Here is a 553-nt window from a genome sequence, read left to right as displayed (position 1 = left end):
ACCCCGGTTGATGACAGCTTCACCGACCTCGGCGAAACCGTGACCACCACCGAAGATGCACCCGTCTCCGGCAGCGTGCTGACCGGAACTTCCAGCGTCGACGGCCCGGTCAGCGTGCTTAACTTCACCATCGGCGAAACCACCTACGCCGCTGGCACAACGGCGACCATCGCCAATGTCGGCACCCTGGTGATCGGCGCGAACGNTCGACCCTGAATATCAGCGTCACTCCGGTTGATGACAGCTTCACCGATGCCAGCGAAACGGTCTCCACCTTGGAAGACACTGCCGTTACCGGCAGCGTCCTCACTGGCACCTCGAGCGTCGACGGCGATGTGACTGTGGTCAACTTCACCATTGGTACGAACACCTACACGGCTGGTAGCACCGCAACCATCGCCAATGTCGGCACTCTGGTCATTGCGGCCAATGGCGCCTACACCTTTACTCCGGCCGCCAATTACAACGGCAGCGTGCCAGTGGTCAGCTACACCGTCACCGACGGCTCCGGCAGCAATGTCACTTCGACCCTGAATATCAGCGTCACACCGGT

At 60.9% G+C, this 553-nt stretch carries 1 protein-coding gene; it reads left to right on the top strand.

What is annotated here, in order from left to right; genetic code table 11:
• Window positions 1-212: 212 nt before the first annotated feature.
• Window positions 213-553: cadherin-like domain-containing protein (locus HYI44_RS29190; protein ID WP_225571215.1), on the top strand; the 341-nt coding region annotated here is incomplete at its 3' end.

It is taken from the genome of Pseudomonas sp. Y24-6, assembly GCF_020295325.1.
Classification (GTDB): Bacteria; Pseudomonadota; Gammaproteobacteria; order Pseudomonadales; family Pseudomonadaceae; genus Aquipseudomonas; species Aquipseudomonas gregormendelii.
This window is presented reverse-complemented; position numbering and strand designations above follow the sequence as displayed.